Annotated in this window: 20 protein-coding genes; 14 read left to right on the top strand and 6 right to left on the bottom strand. The window is 70.3% G+C overall.

Translation table 11 applies throughout. From position 1 onward, the window contains the following. Nucleotides 1-5 precede the first annotated feature (5 nt). The 9 genes from AW272_RS10050 (at nt 6) to AW272_RS10010 (ending at nt 9,320) form a co-directional block, all read left to right on the top strand. The gene (locus tag AW272_RS10050; RefSeq protein ID WP_066362983.1) at nt 6-1,310 is read left to right on the top strand and encodes a salicylate synthase; all 1,305 of its coding nucleotides are present in this window, start codon (nt 6-8) and stop codon (nt 1,308-1,310) included. Then, entirely contained in the window at nt 1,307-2,323 is a 1,017-nt protein-coding gene (locus AW272_RS10045; RefSeq protein ID WP_066362981.1) for a ketoacyl-ACP synthase III family protein, read from the top strand. The genes AW272_RS10050 and AW272_RS10045 overlap by 4 nt, the downstream gene beginning before the upstream one ends. Continuing rightward, nucleotides 2,323-3,855 carry a (2,3-dihydroxybenzoyl)adenylate synthase gene (locus AW272_RS10040; RefSeq protein WP_066362979.1) on the top strand — a complete coding sequence of 511 codons (1,533 nt, stop codon included), beginning with the start codon at nt 2,323-2,325 and terminating at the stop codon, nt 3,853-3,855. The genes AW272_RS10045 and AW272_RS10040 overlap by 1 nt, the downstream gene beginning before the upstream one ends. Continuing rightward, nucleotides 3,852-4,079, top strand: coding sequence for a phosphopantetheine-binding protein (locus AW272_RS10035; RefSeq protein ID WP_066362977.1), 228 nt, complete (start codon nt 3,852-3,854; stop codon nt 4,077-4,079). The genes AW272_RS10040 and AW272_RS10035 overlap by 4 nt, the downstream gene beginning before the upstream one ends. Further along, nucleotides 4,076-5,431, top strand: a complete 1,356-nt coding sequence (locus AW272_RS10030; RefSeq protein WP_066362975.1) for an amidohydrolase family protein — start codon at nt 4,076-4,078, stop codon at nt 5,429-5,431. The genes AW272_RS10035 and AW272_RS10030 overlap by 4 nt, the downstream gene beginning before the upstream one ends. Then, complete coding sequence (locus tag AW272_RS10025) at nt 5,428-6,126, top strand: SDR family oxidoreductase (RefSeq protein ID WP_066362972.1); 699 nt, start codon at nt 5,428-5,430, stop codon at nt 6,124-6,126. The genes AW272_RS10030 and AW272_RS10025 overlap by 4 nt, the downstream gene beginning before the upstream one ends. A 73-nt stretch (nt 6,127-6,199) precedes the next feature. After that, nucleotides 6,200-6,826, top strand: a complete 627-nt coding sequence (locus tag AW272_RS10020) for an isochorismatase family protein (protein ID WP_066362971.1) — start codon at nt 6,200-6,202, stop codon at nt 6,824-6,826. Continuing rightward, on the top strand, nt 6,820-8,670 hold the full coding sequence (locus AW272_RS10015) for an anthranilate synthase family protein (RefSeq protein WP_066362969.1): 1,851 nt from the start codon (nt 6,820-6,822) through the stop codon (nt 8,668-8,670). The genes AW272_RS10020 and AW272_RS10015 overlap by 7 nt, the downstream gene beginning before the upstream one ends. Beyond that, entirely contained in the window at nt 8,664-9,320 is a 657-nt protein-coding gene (locus AW272_RS10010; RefSeq protein WP_083958169.1) for an alpha/beta fold hydrolase, read from the top strand. The genes AW272_RS10015 and AW272_RS10010 overlap by 7 nt, the downstream gene beginning before the upstream one ends. Before the next feature lie 275 nt (nt 9,321-9,595). Here AW272_RS10010 and AW272_RS10005 read toward each other — a convergent pair whose 3' ends face one another. From AW272_RS10005 to AW272_RS09995, 3 genes are all read right to left on the bottom strand, one after another. Next, nucleotides 9,596-9,919 (bottom strand): OsmC family protein, encoded by a 324-nt coding sequence (locus AW272_RS10005; RefSeq protein WP_245657381.1) that lies wholly within the window; start codon nt 9,917-9,919, stop codon nt 9,596-9,598. A 77-nt stretch (nt 9,920-9,996) separates the two neighbouring features. Then, nucleotides 9,997-11,037 (bottom strand): HAMP domain-containing sensor histidine kinase, encoded by a 1,041-nt coding sequence (locus AW272_RS10000; RefSeq protein WP_157518458.1) that lies wholly within the window; start codon nt 11,035-11,037, stop codon nt 9,997-9,999. Then, entirely contained in the window at nt 11,034-11,720 is a 687-nt protein-coding gene (locus AW272_RS09995; protein WP_066362959.1) for a response regulator transcription factor, read from the bottom strand. Before AW272_RS09995 ends, AW272_RS10000 begins: the two co-directional genes overlap by 4 nt. A gap of 149 nt (nt 11,721-11,869) precedes the next feature. Here AW272_RS09995 and AW272_RS09990 point away from each other — a divergent pair, with 149 nt between their 5' ends. After that, nucleotides 11,870-12,688, top strand: a complete 819-nt coding sequence (locus tag AW272_RS09990) for an FAD:protein FMN transferase (protein ID WP_083958168.1) — start codon at nt 11,870-11,872, stop codon at nt 12,686-12,688. On the opposite strand, the gene AW272_RS09985 is transcribed toward AW272_RS09990, so the two are convergent. Further along, a complete protein-coding gene (locus tag AW272_RS09985) occupies nt 12,685-12,969 on the bottom strand; it encodes a hypothetical protein (protein ID WP_066363707.1) in 285 nt (94 codons plus the stop codon). The two genes, AW272_RS09990 and AW272_RS09985, sit on opposite strands and share 4 nt — an antisense overlap. 115 nt (nt 12,970-13,084) lie before the next feature. On the opposite strand from AW272_RS09985, the gene AW272_RS09980 reads away from it, so the two are divergent. Together AW272_RS09980 and AW272_RS09975 are read left to right on the top strand one after the other, a co-directional pair. Further along, nucleotides 13,085-13,459, top strand: a complete 375-nt coding sequence (locus tag AW272_RS09980; RefSeq protein WP_066362955.1) for a phage holin family protein — start codon at nt 13,085-13,087, stop codon at nt 13,457-13,459. After that, entirely contained in the window at nt 13,449-14,774 is a 1,326-nt protein-coding gene (locus AW272_RS09975) for an aromatic amino acid lyase (protein ID WP_066362954.1), read from the top strand. The genes AW272_RS09980 and AW272_RS09975 overlap by 11 nt, the downstream gene beginning before the upstream one ends. 39 nt (nt 14,775-14,813) lie before the next feature. Here AW272_RS09975 and AW272_RS09970 read toward each other — a convergent pair whose 3' ends face one another. Beyond that, a complete protein-coding gene (locus AW272_RS09970) occupies nt 14,814-15,794 on the bottom strand; it encodes a LacI family DNA-binding transcriptional regulator (protein ID WP_066362949.1) in 981 nt (326 codons plus the stop codon). Between the two features lie 126 nt (nt 15,795-15,920). On the opposite strand from AW272_RS09970, the gene AW272_RS09965 reads away from it, so the two are divergent. Further along, nucleotides 15,921-16,805, top strand: a complete 885-nt coding sequence (locus tag AW272_RS09965) for an amidohydrolase family protein (protein ID WP_066362948.1) — start codon at nt 15,921-15,923, stop codon at nt 16,803-16,805. After that, a complete protein-coding gene (locus AW272_RS09960; protein ID WP_066362947.1) occupies nt 16,802-17,347 on the top strand; it encodes a cysteine dioxygenase in 546 nt (181 codons plus the stop codon). The genes AW272_RS09965 and AW272_RS09960 overlap by 4 nt, the downstream gene beginning before the upstream one ends. Nucleotides 17,348-17,356: 9 nt before the next feature. Here the strand turns inward: AW272_RS09960 and AW272_RS09955 are convergent, their stop codons facing one another. Beyond that, entirely contained in the window at nt 17,357-18,439 is a 1,083-nt protein-coding gene (locus tag AW272_RS09955; RefSeq protein ID WP_066362946.1) for a glycerophosphodiester phosphodiesterase, read from the bottom strand. Nucleotides 18,440-18,455 lie beyond the last annotated feature (16 nt).

Here is an 18,455-nt window from a genome sequence, read left to right as displayed (position 1 = left end):
ACGGCATGCATTACTTCGAGACCCAGGTCCCCCTCACCGAGGACGCCGTCGAGGTGGCTGCCCGGCTCGCCGACTCGGGACTCTTCGCCGACTACGTCGTCTACGAGAACGGCGGCTGCTGGTCCTACGCGGGCGGCGCCCGCGCCGAGCTGACCCTCGACCGGAACGGAGCGCTCCTGCGACACGAGAACCGGGACGACGTCTTCGAGGCGTGGAACGGCGACCCGCTGCACCAGGCCGCCGGGCTGCTGGAGAGCGTGTCGATCCCCGAGTGGCGGGCCTACGGGTGGGCGGCGTTCGAGCTGTCGTACACCGAAGAGCACGTGGGCGACGGGCGGCTGCTGCACCTGGTGGTCCCGAAGGCCGAGGCGCGGCTGGAAGACGGCCACGCCCGGCTGCGGGCGGTGGACACCGCGACGCTGACCTCGCTTCTGGCCGCGATCCAGGACGCGCCTTCGCGGAAGGCGACGAAACCCACTCCGCTGGACGTCTGGTGCACCGGCGAGGACGCCTACCGCGAGGCCGTGAAACTGGCCGTCGAGTCGATCAACGCCGGGGAACTGCACAAGGTCATCCTGTCCCGCGTCGTCGAGGTGCCCGACGAGGTCGACCTGACCGCCACCTACTTGGCCGGACGCCGGGGCAACAACCCCGCCCGCTCGTTCCTGCTCAACCTGGGCGGCCTGGCCGCGACCGGGTTCAGCCCCGAGATCGTCGTGCAGGTCTCAGAAGACGGGCACGTGGTCTCGCAGCCGCTCGCCGGGACCCGCGCGCTGACCCCCGACCAGACCGTGAACGCGGCCCTGCGGGCCGACCTCTACGGCTCCGCGAAGGAGGTCTACGAGCACGCCATCTCCGTCAAGGTCGGCACCGACGAGCTGGTCGACGTGTGCGAGCCCGACTCGGTCGAGGTGCCGGAGTTCATGGCGATCCGCGAGCGCGGCAGCGTCCAGCACCTGGCCTCCCGGGTCTCCGGCCGGCTCTCCCCGGGGATGCAGGCCTGGGACGCCTTCGGCGCCGTCTTCCCGGCCGTCACCGCGTCGGGCGTACCGAAGAAGGCCGCCTACGAGGCGATCAGGACGCACGAGCCGGAGGCCCGCGGCCTCTACAGCGGGGCGGTGATGACCGTCGACCACACCGGCGCGATGGACGCCGCCCTGGTCCTGCGGTCGGCCTACCGCCGCGACGGCCGGACCTGGCTGCGCGCCGGGGCCGGGATCGTCGGCCAGTCGACACCCGAGCGCGAGTTCGAGGAGACGTGCGAGAAGCTGGAAAGCGTCGCGCGTTACCTGGTGAGGAGCGCGGCATGAGATTCGACGACCTCTACCTGGCCGGAGTCGGTTCCTTCCTGCCCGACACGGTCACCACGAGCGAAGCCGTCTCCCACGGCCTTTACGACGCGGCGGACCGTGAGAGGTCCGGCATGCTCAGCGTGATGGTGGCCGGCGAGACGCCCGCCCCCGAGATGGCCGCCACGGCCGGAACCATCGCCATGAAGCACTCCGGGCACTCGGCGGACGACTTCATCGCGCTGCTGCACAGCGGCAGCTACCACCAGGGCCCCGACGGCTGGTCGGCCCCGCACTACGTGCTGCGCAACACGATCGACCGGCCCATCACCGCCCTCGAAGTTCGGCAGGGCTGCCTCGGCATGCTGTCCGGCCTGCGCATCGCCGCCGGCCTGCTGAAAGACGAAGACGACGCCGTGCTGCTGACCACCGGCGACAACTACGGCACCCCGCTGGTCGACCGGTGGCGGGCCTCCCGGATGTTCCTGCTGGCCGACGGCGGCGCGGCCGTGGTCGTGTCGCGGCGCGGCGGGTTCGCCAAGGTCCTGGCTGTCGGCGCGATGTCCCATCCCGAGATGGAGGAGCTCCACCGGGGCGGCGAGACGCTGTTCCCGCCCGACCTCTCGCGCGGCCTCAACTTCGAGGAGCGCGTCGGCTGGTGGCGCGACCAGTGGGCCGCCGGGATCGCCCCGCCCATGGGCCACCTGGGCGAACTCGTCAGCGAGGTCGCCTTCAGGACCCTGGAGGAGGCGGGCAGTTCGTTCGACCGCGTCAAACGGGTCTGCCACGTCGGCTTCACCGAAGGACCGCTGAACGACATCTACCTCGACCCGCTCGGCATCGACGCCGCGAAGGGCACCTGGGAGCTCACCCGGACGACGGGACACGCCGGCGCCGCCGACCCCTTCATCGGCCTGGAGTGGCTGTGGACGCGGGGCGACGTCGAACCCGGCGACCACGTGCTGCTCATCGGCACCGCGCCCGGCATGGAGTCGGGCTGCGCGGTCGTCGAGATCACCGAAAGGAGCATCTGATGTTGCCCGGTTGCACCCCGTGGCCGGAGGACCTGGCCGCCTACTACCGATCCCAGCACGTCTGGCAGGGCGTGTCCCTGGGCGACCTGCCGGCCGCCTGGGCCGCTCAGTACGGCGACGCGACCGCGCTGGTCTGGCGGGAGGAGCGCATCTCGTACCGGGACCTGGCGATCAGGGTGGCCCGGACGGCCGCCGGGTTCGCCCGGCACGGCATCGAGCCCGGTGACCGGGTGGTGCTCCAGCTGCCGAACACGCCGGACTTCGTGGTCGTCGCGTTCGCGATGTTCAAGGCCGGGGTGAAGGCGGTGTTCTCACTGGCCAGCCACCGGTCGAACGAGGTCGGGCACCTGTCCGACACGGCCGGGGCCATCGGCTACATCGGCCCGAACCACGACATCGCCCACTCGCTGCGGATCAAGCACGTCCTGTCACCGGAGGATCTCGACGCCACCCCGATCACCCACCCCGAGGTCGACCCCTCCGACGTCGCGTTCTTCCTGCTCTCCGGCGGGACGACCGCGCTGCCGAAGCTGATCCCGCGGACCCACGACGACTACGCCTACCAGACCCGCATCGTCGCCGACCTGTGCCGGGTCACCTCCGATGACGTCTATCTGGCCGCGCTCCCGGTCGAGTTCAACTTCACCTGGGGCTGCCCCGGCGTCATCGGCACCCTGCACAAGGGCGGCACGGTCGTGCTGGCCGACGACCCCGGCGCCGACGAGTGCTTCGCGCTGATCACCCGGGAGAAGGTCACCGTCACCTCGGTCGTGCCGACGGTCGCGCACCTGTGGCTGGAGGCCCGCGAGTACCTCGACGACGACCTGTCCACGCTCCGCCTGATGCAGATCGGCGGCGCCAGGCTCCAGCCGGAACTGGCCGCCCGGATCGAGCCGGAGCTCGGCTGCCGCCTGCAGCAGGTGTTCGGGATGGCCGAAGGACTGCTGTCCATGTCCCGCCTCGACGATCCCGTCGAGCGGGTGATCGCCACCCAGGGGCAGCCGGTCAGCCCGTACGACGAGATCCGGATCATCGACGGCGAACTGCTGACCCGCGGCCCTTACACCCTGCGCGGCTACTACAACGCGCCCCAGCACAACGCGAAGGCGTTCACCCCCGACGGGTTCTACAAGACCGGCGACCTGGCCTCGGTCACGGCCGACGGCGACCTGGTCATCGAGGGGCGGATCAAGGACGTCGTCATCCGGGGTGGCGACAAGATCGCCGCCGGCGAGGTGGAGGGCCACCTGCTCACCCACCCCGACGTCGACCGCGCGGCCGTGGTGCCGGTGCCCGACGAGTTCCTCGGCGAGCGCATCTACGCGTTCCTGGTCAGCCGCAGGGTCCGGCCGTCGCTGACCGACCTCAAGCGGGCCCTGCACGAACGCGGCCTGGCCGACTTCAAGCTCCCCGACCGGATCGAGTTCGTGGACGCCTTCCCGCTGACCCCCCTCGGCAAGGTCGACAAGAAGACCCTGGCCGCCGCGGCGGCCGATCCCACGATGGGCCGCGACTGGAAGGAAGAGGCATGAGCGTCAAGGAAGAACTCCGCACCACGGTCGCCGGCCTCGTCGGCGCCGACCCCGCGTCCGTCGCCGACGACGACAACCTGGTCCTCCTCGGCCTGGGCTCGCTGGAGATGATGCGCCTGGTCACCAAGTGGCGCCGGTCGGGCCTGAAGGTCGAGTTCCGCGACCTGGCGGCCACCCCGACCATCTCGGCCTGGACCTCGAAACTCGAGGAGGCCAGCGCATGAGCCGCCTCCTGATCAAGGGCGGGACCGTCTACCCCGCCGATCCCGCGCACGGGGTCATCCCCGGCGGATCGGTGCTGGTGGAAGACGGTCTGATCGCCGGACTGGTCGATCATGCCGATGACGCCGAGGTGATCGACGCCACCGGGATGCTGGTGCTGCCCGGCTTCGTGAACCCGCACTGGCACGAGATGTTCGCCCTGCGCTACCCGTTCAAGGGCGCGCTGCGCCCCCCGTCGGACCGGGACGACAAGCCGGCCTTCATGGCCCACGGCGGCGACATCCCGGCCATCTCGATGGCGTTCGACCGCTTCTACGGCCTGGTCGACGCCCTCACCGACGACGAGGCGCTGGCCATCGCCCGCTATTCGCTGTGGACACAGCTCCGCTCCGGCGTGACGACCCTGGGCGACGTCGGGTCGGTCAACAAGCCCGCCGCGCTGGCCCAGGCCGCGCGCGAGTTCGGGATGCGGCTGTCGGTGTCGGCGTGGGCGAGCGACACGGTCTGCGGCCGCCGCACCCGCGACGCCGACGAGGTCCTGGCCCGGGTCTCCGCGCTCATGGATCTGCGGGATTCGTTCGTGCGGGTCAGACCCACCGCCGTGTACGGCACCAACATGACCGACGAGCTCGGCGCCGGCCTCCGGGACCTCTGCGAGAAGCACGATCTGCCGTTCGCCGCCCACGTGGGCGCGCTGCGCAACGAGACCGAGGCCATGCGCGCCTGGTTCGGAGTCGCTCCGGTACGCCGGTTCGCCGACCTCGGCCTGCTCGACGAGCGGTTCACGGCGGTGCACTGCGCGTTCGCCTCATCGGAGGAGAGAGACCTGCTCGTCCGGGCGGGGGCGCACATCACCCACTCCCCCGCCAAATACGGGCCCGCCGGCGAGTCGACCATGACCGAGACGCGGCAGATCCCCGCGCTCCGGGAGGCCGGGCTCGACGTGTCGTTGTCGACCGACGGGGCTTCGACGCCCGTGCCGGGGATGGCGGAGAACATGACGGCGGCGTGGCAGACGTACACGGAGATGGCCGCCGATCCGACCGCCCTGCTGCCCACCGACGCCCTCGCCATGGCCACCCGCGTCGCCGCGAAGGGACTCGGGTTCGCCGACGTCGGGTCGCTGGAGGTCGGCAAGCGCGCCGACCTGGTGCTGATCCGGGCCGACGACTGGCGCTACCTGCTCAACCCCCGTCCGCTGGAGGCGTTCCTGACCCTCGGCGGGTCGGCCGACATCGAGACGGTCATCGTGAACGGGCAGGTCGTGAAGGCCGACGAGAACGCGCTGCGCGACTCCTACCTGGAGGCTCTGACGTCGTTCTCGGTCCGCTGCCTGGGGGTGGAGCTGTCATGATCGCCCTGGTCACCGGTGCCTCCGGAGGAATCGGCGCGGCGGTCGCCAAGCGGCTGACCGACGACGGCTTCACCGTGGTCGGCCTGGACGTGGACGACGCCGACGTGACCTCGTCCGAGCAGGTCGAGGCGTTCGTCGATCGGATCGAGGACTCCACGGGACCCATCACCGCGCTGGTCAACACGGCCGGGATCCTGCGGACCGGCAAGGCCGTGGAACTGTCGGACGCCGACTGGGCCGCCACGATGGCGGTCAACACCTCCGGCGTCTTCCACGTGTCCCGGGCCGTCGCCCGGCGGATGATCCCCCGGCGCGCGGGGGCGATCGTGACGGTCGCCTCCAACGCCTCGAAGACCGCACGCCAGAACATGGCCGCCTACGCCGCCTCCAAGGCCGCGGCCACCGCCTTCACCAAGTGTCTGGGGCTGGAACTGGCCGAGTTCCACATCCGCTGCAACGTCGTCGCGCCCGGCTCCACGGACACCCCCATGCTGACCGGCCTCTGGGACGGCTCCGACGCACTGCTGACCTCGGTCGAAGGGTCGCCGGAGGCGTACAGGGTCGGAATCCCCCTGGGCCGGGTGGCCCAGCCCTCGGATGTCGCGGACGCGGTCGCGTTCCTGCTCTCCGACCGGGCCGCGCACATCACCATGCAGGACCTGACGGTCGACGGAGGCGCCTCACTGGGCGTCTAAGCGAGACGCGGACGGCCGCAGGCCGGCCGTGGCTCGCGCCGTGAATCTGCCGGAAGACAGGAGTTGTTCAACCATGGCGATCCCCGCGATCGAGCCCTACCCGATGCCGACCGAGCTCCCCGAGAACATCGCCCAGTGGCAGGTCGACCCTTCCCGGGCCGCGCTGCTGGTCCACGACATGCAGAACTACTTCCTGAGCCCGTTCACCGACCCGTCGGCGCTGCTGGGGAACGTGGGCGCGTTGAAGGACCGGTTCTCCGAGATCGGCGCGCCGGTCTACTACACCGCCCAGCCCGGCGGTATGAGCACCGAGGACCGAGGGCTCCTGATGGACTTCTGGGGCCCCGGCATGACCGCCGACCCCGCGCACCGGGCGATCGTCCCCTTCCTGGAGCCGTCACCCGGCGACGTGGTCCTGACCAAGTGGCGGCCGAGCGCGTTCTGCCGCACCGACCTGCTGCGGATGCTGCGCGAGCAGGGCCGCGACCAGCTCGTCATCTGCGGCGTGTACGCCCACGTGGGCATCCTGATGACCGCCCACGAGAGCTTCTCCCACGACATCCAGACCTTCGTCGTGGCCGACGCGATCGCCGACTTCACCCCGGACTTCCACCGCCTGGCCCTCGACTACGCGGCCTCCCGCTGCGCGGTGACCATCACGACCCGGGGTGTGCTCTCGTCGATGGAGGGATCATGTTAGACCGGCTGCTGAGCACCGACCCGCCCCCTTTCGCCCTGCTGCACCGCCCGGGTTCTGACGTCTCCGAGATCGACGTGCTCGTGGGCGACATCTCGGCCTACGAGCGGATCGCCGACATCCCCCTCTCCGACGAGGGCGCCGACCGCCACGAGACGCTGGTCGTGCTCCCCTACCGCCAGATCCGGGAGCGGGGCTACGAGTGCCCCGACGACGCGGCCCCCCTGCTGGCGATGACCGTGACCGACCAGTCGACACTGTCCGTCGAGGACGCCCTGCGCGTCCTCCCGAACGAACCGATCGTCCTGCGGGACGACTCCTTCGACACCACGGACGCAGAGTACGAAGCCGTCGTCCGCCGCGTGCTGGCCGAGGAGATCGGCGAGGGAACGGGCGCCAACTTCGTCATCAAACGAACCTTCAGCGCCAAGATCGACGACTGGTCCCATCTCTCCGCGCTGTCGTACTTCCGCCGCCTCCTGGGGAGAGACCCCGGCTGCCACTGGACCTTCGTCATCTGGACCGGCACGCGGACGTTCGTCGGCTCCTCCCCCGAACGCCACATCACCCTGGAATCGGGAAACGTCGTGATGAACCCCATCAGCGGCACCTACCGATATCCGAGGAGCGGCCCCGAACTCCCCGGCGTCCTCGACTTCCTGGACGACGACAAGGAGGCCGGCGAGCTTTACATGGTCCTCGACGAGGAACTCAAGATGATGGGCCGCGTCTGCGAACAGGGTGGCCGCGCGATCGGCCCCCACCTGAAGCAACTGGCCCGCATCGCCCACACCGAATATCTGATCGAGGGCCGCAGCTCCCTGGACGTCAGAGACATCCTCCGAGAGACGCTGTTCGCCCCGACCGTGACCGGAGGACCGTTGGAGAGCGCCTGCCGCGTGATCTCCAAGTTCGAACCGGAAGGCCGCGACTACTACGCGGGCATGGTGGCCCTCATCGGCCGCGACCCGGCGGGCGACCGTTCACTGGACTCGGCGATCCTGATCCGCACAGCGGACATCTCGTCCGAGGGAGAAATGCGCATCTCGGTCGGCGCGACCCTGGTCCGCGACAGCGACCCGGCCTCGGAGGCGGCCGAGACCCGCGCCAAGGCGGCCGGCCTCCTGGAAGCCTTACAGGGCGGGACCTGCCGCGACGCCCCCGCCGGCCTGAACGGCCACCCGGCCATCTACCAGGCCCTGATGTCCCGCAACGAACCCCTGGCGGGCTTCTGGTTCGAGGGCCCGGAGTCCCGAGACCGCAGGGTGCCGGAACTGTCCGGCCTCCGCGTCCTGGTCATCGACGCCGAAGACACCTTCACCGCGATGGCCCGCCACATCATCCGCGCGCTGGGCTGCGACGTGACGGTCACCCGCTACGACGAGCCCTACGACGTCGGCGACCACGACCTGGTGATCGTCGGCCCCGGCCCCGGCGACCCCCGCGACCTGCGCCACCCCAAGATCGCCCGCCTGCGCGAGACGACCCGCGAACTGCTGGACCGCCGTATCCCCTTCCTGGCGGTCTGCCTGGGCCACCAGGTGCTCTGCACCCTGCTGGGCCTTTCGATCACGAGGAACCCGTTCCCCAACCAGGGCGTCCAGCGCACCATCCCGTTCTTCGGCCGCAGGGAACAGGTCGGCTTCTACAACACCTTCGCCGCCCGCTGTTCGACCGACTTTCTCGGTGAGATCGCCGTCTCCAGGGAAGAGGACGAGGTCCACGCCCTCATCGGCCCGGGTTTCGCGTCGGTCCAGTTCCACCCGGCGTCGGTCCTGACGAGGAACGGCGTGGAGATCCTGGCCGACCTGCTCAAGAGACTCACGAGAGAGGACGCCACATGCTGAACGTCCGAGAATGGGGCACCGGCGAGAAGACAGCGGTCCTGGTCCACGGCATCCTGTCGGACTCGGGCTGCTGGTGGCAGGTGGGGCCCGACCTGGCCTCACGCGGCTACCACGTGCTGGCCGTCGACCTCCCGGGCCACGGCCGCAGCGCGCCTATGCATGACGCGACGGTGGAACGGATGGCGCTGGAACTCTTCCAAGCCGTCCCGGCCGAGATCGACCTGGCCATCGCCCACTCGATGGGGTCCTTCATCCTGGGAACCGCCCTCACCGCGGAGCGCGTCGTGTACGTGGACACCCCGGCGGGCCCGAGCCACACGATCCCGGAAGACGCGCTGCGCTCGACGTACGTGAAGGCCAAGGCCAAGCGGACCCTCGCCACCCTGACGGACCGGCACCCGGATTGGCACGAGGTCGACCGGGAGGTGGAGGCCGAGGCGGCCAAGCACTTCGACGTGGAGACAGCGGTGGCGTTGTTGCTCAACGCGGCCGGCAAGGACTTCACGCCACCCCAGCAGGGCCTGGTCATCAGACCGGAGGGCAGCCGCTTCGTCCCGGAGGAGACCGAGGGCGCGATCACCATCAAGGGCGCGGACCACCACGTCTGGTACGGCCACCACGACGAGTTCATGAAGGCCGTGGACGCGTAAGCAGGCACCCGTTGAACGCGGCGACCCCCGGGCATACGTCGGGGCCGGCCGCAGTCCCCCAACTGCGACCGGCCCCGACTCCAAGCGGTGCCGCCGAGACGTCCTCCCCCAAAGACGTCTGGACGGCTTCCCCCGCTCTCGGGCGCGGTTCCCCCTCCGCGCCCTTATGGGAAAAAGGCTTGTGTGGCGGCTTTCCAGCCCCCTTGACCTGCTTCCACGTTACTGAACCGACCTTAAGGACCACGCAATGCCACAGCCGGTTGTTGGTCTAACTCTCAGGAGTGCGGCAGGTCGAGCTTGACCTCGGTCCCGGCTTCCAGGGATCGGCTCACGATGCAGTGCCTGTCGTGCACACGCTGGGCTATTTCGTGGAACTTGGCCATCGTCATGCCCTCGGGCAGCTCGATTTCGTAGCTGACCGTCACTTTGCCCAGGAGGGTCGGAGCAGACCTTTCGGCGCTGACCGTCACAGAAAGCTCGGACAGCCGGAGCCCCCGCTGAGCGGTCAACGGCTCGACCGTCATGGCGTTGCAGGCCCCTACGGCGACCTGAAGCAGTTCGACCGCCCCGAACTGCCCCTCGCCGTGTCCGAGGGCCACCGAGGCGCCTCGTTCATTGGTGGCGACAAAGCCGGACGGGGTCCGCGAAACCCGTACATCTCCCATAGAGCAGCACCCTACGGGAAGGCCAGCCGGACGAGCGTTCCCCCGCCAGGAGCGGGACCTGCGGAAACGGAACCGCCGTGGCTGTCGACCACCTGGCGGACGATGGCGAGGCCCAGCCCTGACCCGGGCTGGGAGCGGGCGCTGGACGAGCGGTAGAAGCGGTCGAAGACATGCGGCAGATCGTCGACGGCGATGCCGGGGCCGTGATCGCGGACGGTCAGCACGCCGTCCCTGAGCAGGACCTCCACGGCGGACCCCGTGGGGCTGTATTTGGCCGCGTTGTCCAGCACGTTGCCCACCGCCCGGGACACCCGGTCGGCCACGCCGTGGACCACTACGGGCTCCAACTCGGAGGCGTAACGGGTGAGGGGCCAGTGGGCCGAGGCCCGGGAGATCTCCCGGGTGACGATCTCGTCGAGGCGCAGCGGCTCCACCAAGGCCTGGGGTTCCTCGTCGCGGGCCAGTTCGACGATGTCGGAGACCAGGCCGGTCAGTTCCTCCAGGCCGCTGATCACCGCGGCCTCGACCTCTTCCCGCTCCCCGGCGGGCAGTTTGCCGCGCTGGAGGAGTTCGGCGTTGGTGCGGACGGCGGTGAGGGGGGTGCGCAGCTCGTGGGAGGCGTCGGCCACCAGGCGCTTCTGGGCCTTGGCCGAGCGTTCGAGCGCGTCGAGCATCGTGTTGAAGCTGCGGGCCAGGCTGCCGAGCTCGTCGTCGCCGGTCACGTCGATGCGGGTGGTGAGGTCGCTGGTCGCGGCGACCCGCTGGGCGGCGTCCTTGAACTTCCCGACCGGGCGCAGGCCCGTCCAGGCCGCGATCCAGCCCAGCGCGCCGGACAGGCACAGGCCGCCGAGGGCGATCGCGAAGAACGGCCAGCCGAGGTCGGTCACCTCGGTCAACCCGGCGAGGACCCCGGCCGGCGGACGGTATCCGTAGCTTCCCATCGCCGACTCGACGCGGTTGCAGGTGATCCGCCAGGCCGCGTAGATGACCACGATCACGCTGACCGCCCCGGCCAGTGCCGAGGCCAGGGCCATCCGCCAGTGCAGTTTCACGAACGCTCCCGCAGCGCGTAGCCCAGACCGTGGACGGTCTGGATGAGCCTCGTCTCCCCGTCGGCCTCGGTCTTGCGGCGCAGGTAACGGATGTAGACCTCGAGGGAGTTGGACCCGGGGGTGAACTCGTATCCCCAGATTCTCTCCAGGATGACCTCCCGCGTCAGGACCTGGCCGCCGTTGCGGATCAGCAGCTCCAGCAGGGCGTACTCGGTGCGAGTCAGGTCGAAGACCCGCGTTCCGCGCTGTGCCTGCCGCCGGTCGGGCAGCAGGTGCAGGTCGGCGAACGAGGTCTCGGGAGGCGGGGCGGCGCGCCGCAGCAGGGCCCGGACGCGGGCGAAGAGCTCCTCCAGGGCGAACGGCTTGACCAGGTAGTCGTCGGCGCCGGCGTCCAGTCCCGCCACCCGGTCGCCCACCCCGTCCAGCGCCGTCAGCATCAGGACGGGGGTGCGGTCGCCGTTCCTGCGGAGGCGGCGGCAGACCTCCAGGCCGTTCATCTCGGGCATCATCACGTCCAGGACGACCACGTCGGGGGCGTTCCCGGCGATGGCCGCGAGAGCCGTCACGCCGTCGACGGCGCTGGCCACGCGGTGGCCCTCGACGCGGAGCGCGCGGGCGATGGCGGTCCGCACTTCGGGCTCGTCGTCCACGACGAGCACTCGGGTCTCTGGCACGTCGGCCATTGTGCCGCCGGATGATGAAAAGTCGCTGAGGAACGTAAAGAATCCGACATACCTCTTAAAAAGGACGAAAGGGTTGAGATTAAATCGTTATCGGGGTTGAACGCGTCCGTGCTCCGGCGCGTACCTCCCGTCGGAGACGAAGGAGTGCGATGACTACCTCTACGGACACCACCACCCGCCGTATCGACCGCTTCCCCGGTGCTCACCGGGCTGAGGACCTCATGGGGTCGCATGTCGGGATCGACATCCGCACGGCTCTCCCCCAGCGGGAGCTGCGGCCGCTCCTCGATGACGCCTTCCAGTGGCTGCGCTGGGTCGAAGAAACTTTCAGCACCCGCCGGGACGACAGCGAGCTCAACCGGCTGGCCCGGGGGGAGATCACCCTGGAGGAGGCCTCGCCCGAACTGACCGAGGTCCTCCAGCGGATCGCGGAGATCGGCAAGACCACGGACGGCTTCTTCGGCGGCCCGGCGGGCGACCCGGCCGGCGCCGCGGCGGGGGCCGCGTACGTACGCGACTGGGCCCTCGAACGGGTCTCCCGCGCGCTGGCCGCCGCCGGTGCGGTGGACCACTGCGTCAGCGCCGACGGCGACGTCCGCGTCCGCGGCTCCGCCCGGCCCGGAGTGCCGTGGCGGGTCGGTCTCAAGGACCCCAGCGAAGGCGCCGTCTCACGCGTCGTGTTCGCGCACGACCTGGCCGTCGCCACGGCCGAGCGGCCGGGGGGCTCCGGCGGGCAGGGCGACCTGGCCTCCGTGACCGTCGTCGGGCCCGACCTGGCGACGGCGGGCGCGTACGCCGCGGCGCTCTACGCCATGGGCTCGGTCCGGGCCCGCCGGTTCGCCCGCGAGGTCGCCCTGCCGAAGGACGTCCAGGCGACGCCCTACGACGTGATGCTCACCGGGCTCGACGGCCGGGTGACCAGCACGCCGGGCTTCCTCGTGTACGGGCCAGAGGTCAAGGCGAGCTAGTCGTCGAGATCGACGTCGTGTTTGGAGAGGTACTCGATGTAGACCGGGCGAAGTGCCTCTCCGAGTTTGCCCTCGCCCGACGCGAGGGCGTCGCTGAGCAGCGCGGAGACCCGGCTGAGGTCGTTGGCCGACTCGTCTTCGCTCCCGCTGGCGCCCTGGGCCGCCGGGATCACCTTCAGCAGGTCCCAGAGGAACCCGAAATCGCCGTGTCTCACGGCATATCGGACCGCGCGGTCGTGCAGTTCCTTCGCGGAGAGCTGTTCGAGCTGGTCGACGTTCATGATCTGGCCCACCCCCAAGCGGTGATTTCCCGGGACGATCACCACCTATGCCCAACAACGGGTCAGAGTCACGCGACCTTCGCTCAGAACGCCTCGACATGCGAGGATCACCATCGTGAAAGTCATCGTCAAGATCATCGTGATCGCGGCGGCACTGTGGGTGTCCACACGTGTCGTCGACGGCATCACGATCGGCGGCGATTCGACCGCCAAAGAGATCGGCACGCTGCTCGCGGTCGCGCTGATCTTCGGGGTGATCAACGCCCTCCTGAAGCCGATCATCAAAACGATCGGCTGCGCCTTCTATGTCCTGACCCTGGGCCTGTTCGCGCTGGTCGTGAACGCCGGCCTGCTCCTGCTCACGAGCTGGATCGCCGAACAGCTCACCCTCCCGTTCGAGGTCGTCGGCTTCTGGGCGGCCTTCTGGGGGGCGCTCATCATCGGCGTCATCTCCTGGCTGCTCGACCTGATCTTCGGAATTGACGACTAAGACCGTTCTCCTCGATGGCTCGACCCTGACCTGCGATCAGGTCAGGGCCGTCGCCCACGGCGCGGCGAAGGTCGTCCTCGGTTCCCTCAAGCAGGCCGAGGAGGCCTTCGCGGCCGCCCGCGCGCAGACCGGCCCGGTCTACGGCCGCACCACCGGAGTGGGCGCGAACAAAGACGTCGAGGTCCACGAACCGGGCCTCGACCTGCTGCGCAGCCACGCCGGCGGGGCGGGCCCGCTCGTCGACCCGGCCTGCGCGACCGCGATGCTCACGGTCCGCCTCAACCAGCTCCTCCGGGGCGGTTCCGGCATCGATCCGGCCGTGCTGAACACGCTGGCCGAGGCGATCAACACCGGGGCGACCCCGCCGATCAGGCGCTACGGCGCGATCGGCACCGGCGACCTGACCGCCCTGTCCACCACGGCGCTCTGCCTGCTCGGCGAGGTGCCCTGGAACGGTCCGCTCTTCCCGCTGTCCTCCGCCGACGCCCTGCCGTTCATCAGCTCCAACGCGCTGACCCTGGCCGACGCCGCGCTGGCCTGCGCCGATCTGGCCCGGCTGCTGGAGGCGTCGGTGCGGGTCGCCGCCCGCACCTGGCGCGCCGCCGGGGCGTCGGTCGAACCTCTCGCGTACGAGGTCCAGCGCGCCCGCCGCCACCCCGGCCAGGCCAGGGTCGCCGCCGCGCTGAGCTCTCTGCTCGACGACCACTCCCCCGCCGGGCGCATCCAGGATCCCTATGGCTACCGGGCGTTGCCGCAGGTCCACGGCGCGGCCTTCGACGCGCTCGACGTGGCCAGGCGGGCGGTCACCATCGACATCAACTCGGCGGCCGAGAACCCGCTGATCGCGGGCGAGGCAGCCTGGCACAACGGCAACTTCCACACCGCGCCGGTCGCCCTGGCCCTCGACGCCCTCAGGGCCGCGCTCGTGCAGACCGCCTCGCTGTCCACGGCCCGGCTGGCCACGCTGATGGAACCCGCCTACTCCGGCCTGCTCCCCTTCCTCGCCGGGTCACCGGGAGGATCGGGCGCGTTGATCCTGGAATACGTCGCCCACGACGCCCTCGCCTCGCTCAGGCAACTGGCCGCACCGGTCACACTGGGCGGCGCGGTGCTGTCGCGCAGCGTGGAGGATCACGCGGGCTTCGGCACCCAGGCCGCGCGGGCGTGCCTGGCGGCGCGGGAGCCCTACGAGATCATCCTGGCCTGTGAGCTGGTCGCCGCCGACCGGGCGCTGGCGATGCGCAACGGCGAGGAACCGAAGGACCGGTCGCTGGAGGCCGACATCGAGGCGGCCAGGTCGGCGCTGGCCGACTGACCGGCGTTTCGACAGGGCGACCTCCGCGGAAGCGGCCGCTCAGCGTCGGCCGACTGATCCGCGTTCGCGCAGCGTCGGCGCCTGCACCACCCGGCGGCGGCGCAGGGTTCCGTCGGCCGCGCCGAGCACCAGCCGGACCGCCGACCGGACGATCCCGTCGAGATCCCAGCTCACCGTGGTCAGGCCGAGCAGCTCCGACATCGGATAGTCGTCGTACCCCATGACCGAGACGTCGCCGGGCACCGACAGCCCCAGGTCGCCGGCGGCCTTCAGCACCCCGTAGGCGATCGAGTCGGAGAAGCAGAACACCGCGCTCGGCCGTGACCTGAGCACCGCGCGGGCGGTCTCCGCCGCCGGGCCCAGGCCCTGCGGGCAGTTCTGCACGGTCACCTCGAGCCCCAGCCGGGCGGCTTCGGCCGCGACGAGCCGGTCGGCGGGCCGGTCGGGCGTCTCGGCCAGGGTCGAGGTCAGCACCGCGACCCTCCGGTGGCCGCGTCCGGCGAGGTACTCCAGCGCCAGCGTCACCCCGCGCTGGTTGTCGAAGACCACCTCAGCGGCGGTGCGGGTCCCCTTCAGCGCGTCACCGATGGTCACCAGCGGGACGTTTTCGGCGATTTCCGCCCAGAACGGCGCGGCCGGGTCGACCGGCTGCACGATCAGCCCGTCGACCCCCCGGAGCTGCCGGGCCAGCGTGCGTTCCCGGTCGGGATCGCCGGCGGCGTCGAGGATGAGGCCGTAGTGGTCCTTCTCGCGGAGGGACCGGCCGATGCCCACGGCCAGCGACTGCTGCCAGAGGTCCTCGAGTGAACCGCAGAGCACACCGATCATTCCGGTACGCCCGCTCGCCAGCGCCCGCGCGTTGGGATCGGCCTCGTAGCCGAGTTCGGCCGCGGCGCGGCGGACCCGGTGCATGGTCTCCTCGGAGACCTGGAGACCCCGCAGCGCGTAGCTGACGGCGGCGGTGGACAGCCCGGTCGCCTGGGCCACCTCACGGATCGTCGCTCGCTTCCGTTGGGGCATCGGCCCAGACTACTTGACACATATGGGGTGAAACGGTTCACTGAAGCGAATCAGTGAAGCGGTTCACTAGCCTCAGATCGATATACCTGTATTATGAGTAGGGAATTCGGGTTGGAGGAGGCGGAGATGGCTGTCGACGTGCACCAGCACCTCTGGCCTGCGCCTTTCCTCCACGCCCTGCGTTCGAGGGCCACCAATCCCCGCCTCGACGGCTGGACCCTGCTGCTCGACGGCGAACCGGTGTACGAAGTGAACCCGGCCGATCACGATCCAGCCGCGCGGGCGAAGCTGAACAAGGAACTCGATCTCGCGCTCATCTCGCTGTCGAGCCCGCTCGGCATCGAGCACCTCCCGCCCGATGAGGCGTGGCCGCTGATCGACGCCTTCCACGAGGGTGCGGCCGAGCTGCCGGAGCCCTTCGGTTTCTGGGCGTCGGCGCCGGTGACCGACATCTCTGTGCCGAAGCTCGAAGAAGCCCTGAACGCGGGCGCGGTGGGGCTGCAGCTCCCGGCGACAGCCGTACAGGACCAAGAGGGTCTTGAGAAGGTGGCCCCGCTGCTCGGCGCCCTCGACGACCGGCCGCTCTTCATCCACCCCGGACCGGCCAGCGCGCCCGGCACTCCGGGCTGGTGGCCCGCCGTCGTGCCCTATGTCCAGCAGATGCACGCCGCCTGGTACGCCTTCCAGGCGTTCGGGCGGCCTCGGCATCCCCGGCTCAAAGTCTGTTTCGCGCTGCTGGCGGGCCTCGCCCCGCTGCACTCGGAGCGCCAGATCAGCCGCGGCGGGCAGGGCCGCGGCCTCGTCGATCCCGGCCTGTTCGTGGAGACCTCGTCCTACGGCCGCCGTGCCGTCGACTCGATCGTCCGCGAACTCGGCATCGACGTGGTCGTGAACGGATCCGACCGCCCTTACGCCGAAGCCCCGGCCCTCGATTTCGGGGACGCGGCCCAGCACGCCATCACCGTGGCGAACCCGACCAGATTGCTGACACGAAAGGAGCCGTCCTCATGAGCACGCCCACCCTTCCGGTGCCCGCCACCTGTCCAACGGCCCCTTTCGAGACGCTGCCACCACGGTCGCTCGACCGGCGTGAGCTGCGCGAACTGGTCGACGACCTGGCGACCAAGCCCGGCCTGTGGGAGGAGCACCTGTCGTTCGAGGGCTCCGAGGACGGCGGCCGCCACTACGCCTCGCTCTACCGCGACTCCTACGTCGACGTCTGGCTGCTGTGCTGGCGACCGGAAGACGACACGGGCTGGCACGACCACGACGTCTCGTCGGGCGCGGTCAACGTGGTCAGGGGCACGCTGGTGGAGGCCAACCCGCGCATCGGCGGCGAACACCTCGAGACGAGCGTCAGCGCCGGCACCTCGTTCAGCTTCGGGCCCGACCACATCCACCGCCTCACAGGGGCGGAGCACGGCAGCGTGTCGATCCACGCCTACTCCCCGCCCCTGTGGCGGCTCGGTCAGTATTCGATCAGCGACGACGGCATGATGCGCCGCCAGTCGGTGAGCTACGCCGACGAGCTGAGGCCCATCGACCCGGCCTGATCGGCCTGCCTAGCGCTCGGTGCTGAGCACCGCGCGCGGCATCGAGGGGTCGTCGGCGAAGATGCCGTCGATCTCCTGCTCGAACAGCGCCGCCGCGAAGCCCATCACGTTGCCGACCGCGCGCGGGAACACCGGGCTGGCCGGGTTGCCGAACTGGTAGTCGGCCGGGAGCTGGGAGTTCTCGTTGCGCAGCGTCCACGCGTGGACGATCAGGTCCTCGCGGTGGGCGTCGCGCACCAGCGTGGTCGGCGGCAGGGTGCGGTTGTCCGGACCGACGGGGAGGATCCGGCGGGTGTTGACGCCGATGCCGTTGGCGTAGGTGCGGATCTCGCGCAGGCCCTCACGGGTGACCATCTGGTCGTAGGTGAGGGTGGCGGTGTCGAACGGCTTGCCGGCGGCGTCGATGAGCTGGGCCAGCTTGAGCTTGGTCTTCGGGCGCAGCGCCTTCAGGTTGCCGACCTCGAACGACTGGATGATGACCGGGTCGCCGGAGCGGCGCCAGCCGTACCGGTCGAGCAGCGCGAGGAGGGGCTCCTCCAGCGAGAGGCCGATGGAGTCGAAGTACGTGGGGTGCTTCGTCTCCGGGTAGATGCCGACCTCGTGGCGCTGCGCGAGCTGGATCACCTCTTCAAGGGTGGGGATCTCGGCCAGGCCGTTGAAGGCGGCGTTGCCGGGCCGCAGGTCCGGGATGCGCTCGGTGGCCCGCAGCGTCTTCAGCTCGGCGAGGGTGAAGTCCTCGGTGAACCAGCCGGTGATGGGCCGGCCGTCGATGATCTTGGTGACCCGGCGGCTGGCGAACTCCGCCTTGGCCGAGACGTCGGTGGTGCCGCCGATCTCGTTCTCGTGCCGGGCGACGAGCACGCCGTCCTTGGTGGAGACCAGGTCGGGCTCGATGTAGTCGGCCCCCAGGGCGATGGCCGCCTCGTAGGAGAGCAGGGTGTGCTCAGGACGGACGGCGCTGGCGCCCCGGTGGCCGATGACGGTGACGTCACCGAAACGCTTCTTGGCGAGTGCGGGGGTGGTGCCCATCAGGGCGCCGGCGGCCGTTCCGGCCGCGAGCACGGTGATCGCGCCTCTGCGCGTGAGACTCATGGGCCGGACGGTAGGG

The sequence above is a fragment of the Herbidospora mongoliensis genome (assembly GCF_001570545.1).
GTDB lineage: Bacteria > Actinomycetota > Actinomycetes > Streptosporangiales > Streptosporangiaceae > Herbidospora > Herbidospora mongoliensis.
This window is presented reverse-complemented; position numbering and strand designations above follow the sequence as displayed.

Bases quoted from the DNA above. Each gene is read 5' to 3' on its own strand.
- AW272_RS10050 (WP_066362983.1), top strand. From the start codon at position 6: ATGCATTACTTCGAGACCCAGGTCCCCCTCACCGAGGACGCCGTCGAG.
- AW272_RS10045 (WP_066362981.1), top strand. From the start codon at position 1,307: ATGAGATTCGACGACCTCTACCTGGCCGGAGTCGGTTCCTTCCTGCCC.
- AW272_RS10040 (WP_066362979.1), top strand. From the start codon at position 2,323: ATGTTGCCCGGTTGCACCCCGTGGCCGGAGGACCTGGCCGCCTACTAC.
- AW272_RS10035 (WP_066362977.1), top strand. From the start codon at position 3,852: ATGAGCGTCAAGGAAGAACTCCGCACCACGGTCGCCGGCCTCGTCGGC.
- AW272_RS10030 (WP_066362975.1), top strand. From the start codon at position 4,076: ATGAGCCGCCTCCTGATCAAGGGCGGGACCGTCTACCCCGCCGATCCC.
- AW272_RS10025 (WP_066362972.1), top strand. From the start codon at position 5,428: ATGATCGCCCTGGTCACCGGTGCCTCCGGAGGAATCGGCGCGGCGGTC.
- AW272_RS10020 (WP_066362971.1), top strand. From the start codon at position 6,200: ATGGCGATCCCCGCGATCGAGCCCTACCCGATGCCGACCGAGCTCCCC.
- AW272_RS10015 (WP_066362969.1), top strand. From the start codon at position 6,820: ATGTTAGACCGGCTGCTGAGCACCGACCCGCCCCCTTTCGCCCTGCTG.
- AW272_RS10010 (WP_083958169.1), top strand. From the start codon at position 8,664: ATGCTGAACGTCCGAGAATGGGGCACCGGCGAGAAGACAGCGGTCCTG.
- AW272_RS09995 (WP_066362959.1), bottom strand. From the start codon at position 11,720: ATGGCCGACGTGCCAGAGACCCGAGTGCTCGTCGTGGACGACGAGCCC.
- AW272_RS09990 (WP_083958168.1), top strand. From the start codon at position 11,870: ATGACTACCTCTACGGACACCACCACCCGCCGTATCGACCGCTTCCCC.
- AW272_RS09985 (WP_066363707.1), bottom strand. From the start codon at position 12,969: ATGAACGTCGACCAGCTCGAACAGCTCTCCGCGAAGGAACTGCACGAC.
- AW272_RS09970 (WP_066362949.1), bottom strand. From the start codon at position 15,794: ATGCCCCAACGGAAGCGAGCGACGATCCGTGAGGTGGCCCAGGCGACC.
- AW272_RS09965 (WP_066362948.1), top strand. From the start codon at position 15,921: ATGGCTGTCGACGTGCACCAGCACCTCTGGCCTGCGCCTTTCCTCCAC.
- AW272_RS09960 (WP_066362947.1), top strand. From the start codon at position 16,802: ATGAGCACGCCCACCCTTCCGGTGCCCGCCACCTGTCCAACGGCCCCT.
- AW272_RS09955 (WP_066362946.1), bottom strand. From the start codon at position 18,439: ATGAGTCTCACGCGCAGAGGCGCGATCACCGTGCTCGCGGCCGGAACG.